7 protein-coding genes and 1 pseudogene are annotated in these 6179 nt (G+C 45.7%); 5 read left to right on the top strand and 3 right to left on the bottom strand.

Annotated features, from left to right (window positions below):
* Both RMO35_RS20660 and RMO35_RS20655 read left to right on the top strand, forming a co-directional pair.
* A partial coding sequence (locus RMO35_RS20660) for a hypothetical protein (RefSeq protein ID WP_309743784.1) occupies positions 1–533 on the top strand: 533 nt, incomplete at its 5' end.
* 9 nt (positions 534–542) lie between these two features.
* Positions 543–1229, top strand: a complete 687-nt coding sequence (locus RMO35_RS20655) for a ComF family protein (RefSeq protein ID WP_309743782.1) — start codon at positions 543–545, stop codon at positions 1227–1229.
* A gap of 198 nt (positions 1230–1427) precedes the next feature.
* On the opposite strand, the gene RMO35_RS20650 is transcribed toward RMO35_RS20655, so the two are convergent.
* Both RMO35_RS20650 and psb27 read right to left on the bottom strand, forming a co-directional pair.
* A complete protein-coding gene (locus RMO35_RS20650) occupies positions 1428–2975 on the bottom strand; it encodes a hypothetical protein (protein WP_309743780.1) in 1548 nt (515 codons plus the stop codon).
* A gap of 321 nt (positions 2976–3296) precedes the next feature.
* Positions 3297–3698, bottom strand: a complete 402-nt coding sequence (gene psb27 / locus RMO35_RS20645; protein ID WP_309743778.1) for a photosystem II protein Psb27 — start codon at positions 3696–3698, stop codon at positions 3297–3299.
* Positions 3699–3891: 193 nt separating this feature from the next.
* On the opposite strand from psb27, the gene RMO35_RS20640 reads away from it, so the two are divergent.
* Genes RMO35_RS20640 through RMO35_RS20630 form a run of 3 tightly spaced genes read left to right on the top strand, consistent with a single transcriptional unit; the run spans position 3892 to position 5568 of the window.
* Entirely contained in the window at positions 3892–4530 is a 639-nt protein-coding gene (locus tag RMO35_RS20640) for a biotin transporter BioY (RefSeq protein ID WP_309743776.1), read from the top strand.
* 11 nt (positions 4531–4541) lie between these two features.
* Complete coding sequence (lspA, locus tag RMO35_RS20635; protein ID WP_309743774.1) at positions 4542–5018, top strand: signal peptidase II; 477 nt, start codon at positions 4542–4544, stop codon at positions 5016–5018.
* A 58-nt stretch (positions 5019–5076) separates the two neighbouring features.
* Positions 5077–5568 (top strand): PPC domain-containing protein, encoded by a 492-nt coding sequence (locus RMO35_RS20630; protein ID WP_309743772.1) that lies wholly within the window; start codon positions 5077–5079, stop codon positions 5566–5568.
* Between the two features lie 200 nt (positions 5569–5768).
* Here RMO35_RS20630 and RMO35_RS20625 read toward each other — a convergent pair.
* Positions 5769–6179: pseudogene (locus RMO35_RS20625) on the bottom strand (SDR family oxidoreductase); the annotation flags it as partial.

The following is a 6179-nucleotide window of genomic DNA, read 5'->3' as shown; positions in this document are numbered from 1 at the left end:
GGCAACTTTTTTGTAAGTATGGCAGTCGATTTGTTTATGATAAAGTCATCAATCAAGTCATCTCATATCGGAGTAAGATTGGAAATATTCGGCAAAAAATTCAAGAATTACTGCACGCCGATTCCGCAAAGCGGACGCTACTTGTGCTGAGCGAAGTCGAAGTACGCGAACGACTAAACTTGACGTCAACTCAACAACAATTCGCTCGCACTTTGGCGACGAACGAACGAGCATTAGAATATTACCAACCCGCTCCTTACCCTGGTAAGATTACGTTATTCAAAGCTGGTTACGGCGTCAATACGGTCTCCCTCGCAGCGGGATGGGAGGACTTAGCACAACTCGGTGTCGAGACGATCGAGGTTCCTGGCGATCATGTCTCGATCTTTGTGCATCCAAATGCCCCGCACCTGGCACGCGAGCTAACTCAATGCCTGCAAGCGAGTTCGATCGACGAATCGAGCGATCTTCCCGAACTAATTGCCGATCTTCAAATCGAGCTAATTCGTGAAAAAATTTTGTATTCTATCTAAATTGCGATCGTGACTCTTCCCTGGCAATCATCCCTAATTAACTTCAAAAATAGCGCCCTAAATCTCTTTCTCAAGCCAAATTGTCCGCTGTGCGATCGCCCATCTGGAGATGTCTTTTGTAAATACTGCGAGCGGCAACTAACTGAGTCCCAATTACTCGATGCCGCTCGATATTGGCAAGGCGACCTACCACTATTTGCTTGGGGAAAATATGAGGGTGCGGTGAAAAGATCGATCGGGAAATTAAAATATGACGGCAATCGCGCGATCGGTAATATATACGGAGAATGGCTGGCTGCCAGTTGGCAAAAATCCTTACCACAAGCTAATATAACTAACTTAATAGCGATGCCCATTCCCCTCCATCCCGATAAACTTACGAGCAGAGGTTTCAATCAAGCTGAACTAATTGCCAGCAGTTTCTGTCGCGCGACTGGTGCTAAATTAGATCTCAGTTTGCAACGGACTCGCCCGACAGTAGCTCAGTTTGGCTTATCAAAATTGGCTCGTCAAGAAAATGTCGCCGATGCTTTTGCGCTCGATCGTGCGTCTGTAAAATCTAGCGATTTAGTTCTATTAATTGATGATATCTATACGACTGGCGCTACTGTGCGATCGGCAGCATTAGCCTTACGAGCGCTCGATCTTCATGTTTATGGTGTTGCCGTAGTGGCCACCGGACGTGACGATCGCTGACTTAAATTATGAGTAACTAGACTAGATCTTTTATCGATCGGTAATATTTTGACGCAATCTTATCATTAAGTAGATAAACATATTTATTTTAAATACTAGAATCATTTGAAACCCTGATGGTGGGCAGTGCCCACCCTACTTTCTACTACTTTCTACTTTCTACTTTTTTGGATATTCATAAATTATTTTGGTTCAAATTTATTTAAGCTGACACGAACTGCGATAGTAGTCTAACTCTGGTTCTTGCCATGAAAAAGCAAAGTGGCTAATTGAATGAATCTGCGGGAGAGCGCGGTGAATCCCATCCATTTGCGCCTCTAGCGAGGGGCGACCTTCACTGACTTTGCCCCAATTTCCCGCCAAGGCGGGAACGACATCCGTCCGCGCAGGGGCAAAGTTCAGTACGCGCTTGACTTGGTTGACGATACAATCACTGCGATTGCAGGTGGCATAAGCCATCGGGTGCCATTCATTAGTCGTAAATCGATCCCAAGGCTGGAGCCGCGAATCGTAGCCTCTCCTACCGACGGGTTGGTTGGCTTCGGGGAAAAATACCGCCCCCGATCTAATTTGTTGCTGTTCGACGGGTGCTGCGGCACGCTGAAGAAAATTGACGACACCTTCACTGGCATGAGCGAGGGCAAGTTGCCACAAGTCCCATTCAATCCAGGGGAATTTCTCTTCATAGGACATGCTCGCTTCGCCCGATAGGGGGGTGCGACCTTGCCATAGGGGGGATTCATTGGGGTAAAGTTTGTCTACTTCCTTGAGGTCGTTAATCGTAATCGTCCCGTTAGTCAAAAATCGCTCGATTAAGTCTGCCCCTTTCCTATTTTGCGCTAGGGCGGCGAGAGTTTTGCGCGATTCATCACCATAAATCCACAGGTCTTTGACTTGGCTGGCGATCGACTGTCCGCCTTGACCGCGTGGGAAGCGAATATAATCAAAGAGGATGCCATCGGGTTTCCGCAGGATTACTTCGCGAACGATCTGTTCGTAATCCGTTCTAGCGCGATTGCTATAAGGATCGACAAACAATACCGAGCCAGGATTCCCATCGGTCGCTTTTTGAAAGCCTTCTTCCCCAGCAAATAGCGTCGTTTCGCCGCGTCCATTGAGGGCGACTGCCGATTGTCCTTCGGGTGTGACACCATATTCTGGCCCGAAATTGAGACTATACATCCAGGCATAGACTTTTAAACCGCGTTCGCGTCCGCGTGTGATGGCATCTGCGAGTAAATCTGTTTTTTCAGTACCACGCGTGGTCAACACTGAATTCCAGACTGTCCGATTGCTAGCGCGTGGCAGTAGTGCTTTACCATAGAAGGTGGCTACATACACCCGGTTATAGCCTTTGTTGACCATTCGATCGAATATTTCTTCCAAAGAACCAGGACGGACATCGCAGGGATAGAGGCGCACCCAAATCGCCTGGTTCTTGAGCCAACTTTTCTGCCGACACTGTTCGACATAGGCTGAATGTCTCTGGACGATTTCACTGTATTTGCGCTTACTGCTAGGATCTCCTTTTTGGGCAGCCAATCGTAAGACATTTTTGGCGCTGACTTCGGCTGGGGGAATCTGGCAATAATTATCGGGAGCTTGGGCTAAGCTGGGCTGCGCGTAGGAACCTTGAGTGAGGAAGCTGCTGGTAAGGCAGACCGCTAATAATAACTTTTGAGGCAATTGGTGACGATACCAGCTCCCGTTGGAGCAAAGAAGATTTTGGTGTAGCGTACAATCCATAGTATCGATCGCGGGTCTCAAGTAAAATAGGGCATCTTCTGACAGATAAAGGAGAAGTCGATCGTTAGATCGACTTCTCCTTCAACTCTTTTGGTTCGGACAGGTGATTTTGCCAAAAAGTTCCAGCGTCGCAAAATTAGACATAGCCAGCCTCTGTCACTATTGAGCTAATTATAGGCGGCACAAATTCAGTCTCTGTTGAGATCCTCCCATCTCTTCCCGAAATAGTAACTAGATTTAAGCCGTAGACTACTAGTGCGGACACTTTGGTGATGCTACTACTACCGATCGTACTGTCAGACCGAATCTCCAACCCAACATTTACGCATTACGTTGTAATGCTAACTCGATTTGCTTAAACTTTTGCTCTAAACTGGTTTTGAGTTTTTCTGGCAGGGGGCGATTGGGATAAGCTGCGTAGTGGGCTGCTAGCGAGTTTAGCGCCGTCCGCATACTCGTGAACGAACTCAATTTGGTCAATGCTGGATCTTGACGGTAACGTGCTGCAAAATCATTGATATTCAGCCGCGCCAGGGACTGTGCTGCTGCTTTGTCTGGAGAGTCATCTGGCAATTCTAATACTGCTTTCATACTATTGAGGACGGTCATTGTATCCTGACGATAATTACCAACTAGTCCCCCAGGGCTGGCAGAACAGCCAGCTAAACCAACGACGACAACTAGCACCAACGCAAATAACTGCGACCACAGACGCTTTAACATAATTTATAACTTAAAAATCTAAAACTCCAAAACTAATGTCCATCCTAGCGCGAATCCGATCGCAAATGGTGGAATCACTAATGGGTCGAGAGAGTACAGCGTAAGCAATCGCGACCCTGGGGTTGACTATTTACAATCGATCGACAACGATTAACGTAGTTAACCTACGTTACCACCGTTCGATCTCCTTAACATGACTAAAGTTTCTCGTCCTTATATTTTAATGTGGACGATTGTTGGCTTGTTTCTAACGATCGGCGCAAACTTTGTGCCCGCTCATGTGACTAGTTCGCCGTGGCAATGGCTGAGTAATGGTGTTACTACTCATCCATTAGGGTTTAAGTGTCAAGTTGGCGCTGTATTATTAGTAAGTTGCCTGGGTGGTAGAACGGCTGGTGTATTAACTCAAGTTGCTTACTTATTGTTAGGATTATTGTGGTTGCAAGTTTTCAATGATGGTGGGGGAATCGAGTATTTTCAAAAGCCCGCTTTTGGATATTTACTCGCATTTATCCCTGGTGCGTGGGTCTGCGGACAACTGGCATTTAAACGTGCTAAAGGAAGTATCGATCGCCAAAATTTGAGTCGAATTATTTCCACGCCGTCACTAGAAGCTTTAGGTTTGAGTTGCCTGTGTGGAATCATCACAATTCATGCGATCGGAATTATTTATCTAGGAATATTTCAATTAGTTAACTGGCAGCAACTAGGCGGCTTTAAATTAGGAGAGATGATTGTAGTTTATTCGGTTTATCCTTTTATAAGTCATTTAGCGTTAGGATGTGCTGCGACATTAACTGCCTTTATCCTTAGAAAAATCATGTTTTATTAGCAATCGATTAGATGAGAATTATAAATTATTATTTTTGGATCGTGGCGATCGCCAATATTATTATCGATATGGTTACTAAAAGGGCGATCGTTAGTTATCTTCAAATCGAGCGGACATCACTCCCAATTATCCCAAATGTTTTTCACTTTACCTATATCCGCAATTATGGTGCTGCCTTTAGTATGCTAGAAGGACAGCCGTGGCTGGGTTGGCTGTCACTAATTGTCAGTGCAATTTTGGTCGCGATCGGTATTTTTAGAAACTTTCATAGTATTTGGGAGCAGGTCGGCTTGGGCGCGATCTTAGCAGGTGCCGCAGGCAATGGGATCGATCGATTGTTTTTTGGTGGTTCTGTAGTCGATTTTATCGATCTGAGAATTATTAATTTTGCTATCTTTAACTGGGCAGACATTTCAATCAATGTCGGTATTGTTTGTCTGCTAATTCATAGCTTTACCGATCGGACTCACAGATCGAATTCACGTTAATAATGCGCTCGTATCTCGAATTCAAGACTACCCCGATCGACCATTTAAAGATTTAACCATGCTCGGATTTCAAAGATTTGGCTATCACTACTTATCACTCGCTATTATCTCCACTTTTACAGTCTTGGGCGATCGCACTAAAGCGATTCCCCGCACGGCGGTCGAACCAACTCCCATCCAAGTAAGTAAATCTGCTTTTGTGTACGTGCCCGTGCAGCTACCACCTAGCGGTGAAGTCGAAGATATTTTGTCCGAACGCGATATTCCGACAGGTGATGGTGGTTTTGCCCGAGATTATAAAATTCAACTAGTTGCAGGCGACCAACTCGCGATCGATCTGACTTCAGAAGCTTTCGATACAGTTATCAATCTCCTAAATTCCGAAGCCAAAAGTATCGGTAAAAATGATGATGGCCCTGATGGAACTAGTAACTCTTTATTGTTTATGAGAATCAAAGAATCTGGGACATATATTATCCGCGTTCAAGGTTTTGGTGAAACTAGTAGTGGTAAGTTCAGGCTGAAGGTCAGTAAATTAAAAGCGCAGTGAAGGGAGATGGGAGTTGGGAGTTGGGAGTTGGGAGGCTGGGGGATATTGGAATGGGTACCCAAATGGGTACCCCACCAATTAGCAAAAAGTAGGGGTTTAAATCCCCCGCCTTTTAGGTGAATTGTGCTTGGTGCATTTTTATGAACGGGAAAAACAACCGAGTCCAAAAACTCAATTATTAATTATTAATTATTAATTAATTACATCCCGATTGTCTCGTAACCTGCATCGACATAGACGATTTGCCCAGTGATACCACTAGCTAAATCGCTACACAAGAAAGCAGCGGTATTACCGACCTCCGTTTGTGTCACAGTTCGCCGTAGTGGTGCTACCTTCTCGACATGATGGATCATATCCAAGATCCCGCCGACAGCCGAAGATGCTAATGTCCGAATCGGCCCAGCCGAGATGCCATTGACGCGGATATTATCGGGACCGAGTTCGGAAGCTAGATAGCGGACGCTCATTTCCAAGCCAGATTTGGCAATTCCCATCACATTGTTGTTAGGAATTACCTTTACACCACCCAGTTAGGTGAGCGTGACAATGCTGCCCCCCGCAGTCATCTAGGGTTTGGCAGCACCAGCGAGGCGCGTCAGCGAATAAGT

The sequence above is a fragment of the Chamaesiphon sp. OTE_20_metabat_361 genome, from assembly GCF_031364565.1.
The sequence above is the reverse complement of the archived record's forward strand: the minus strand, read 5'-3'. Positions and strand labels throughout refer to the sequence as shown.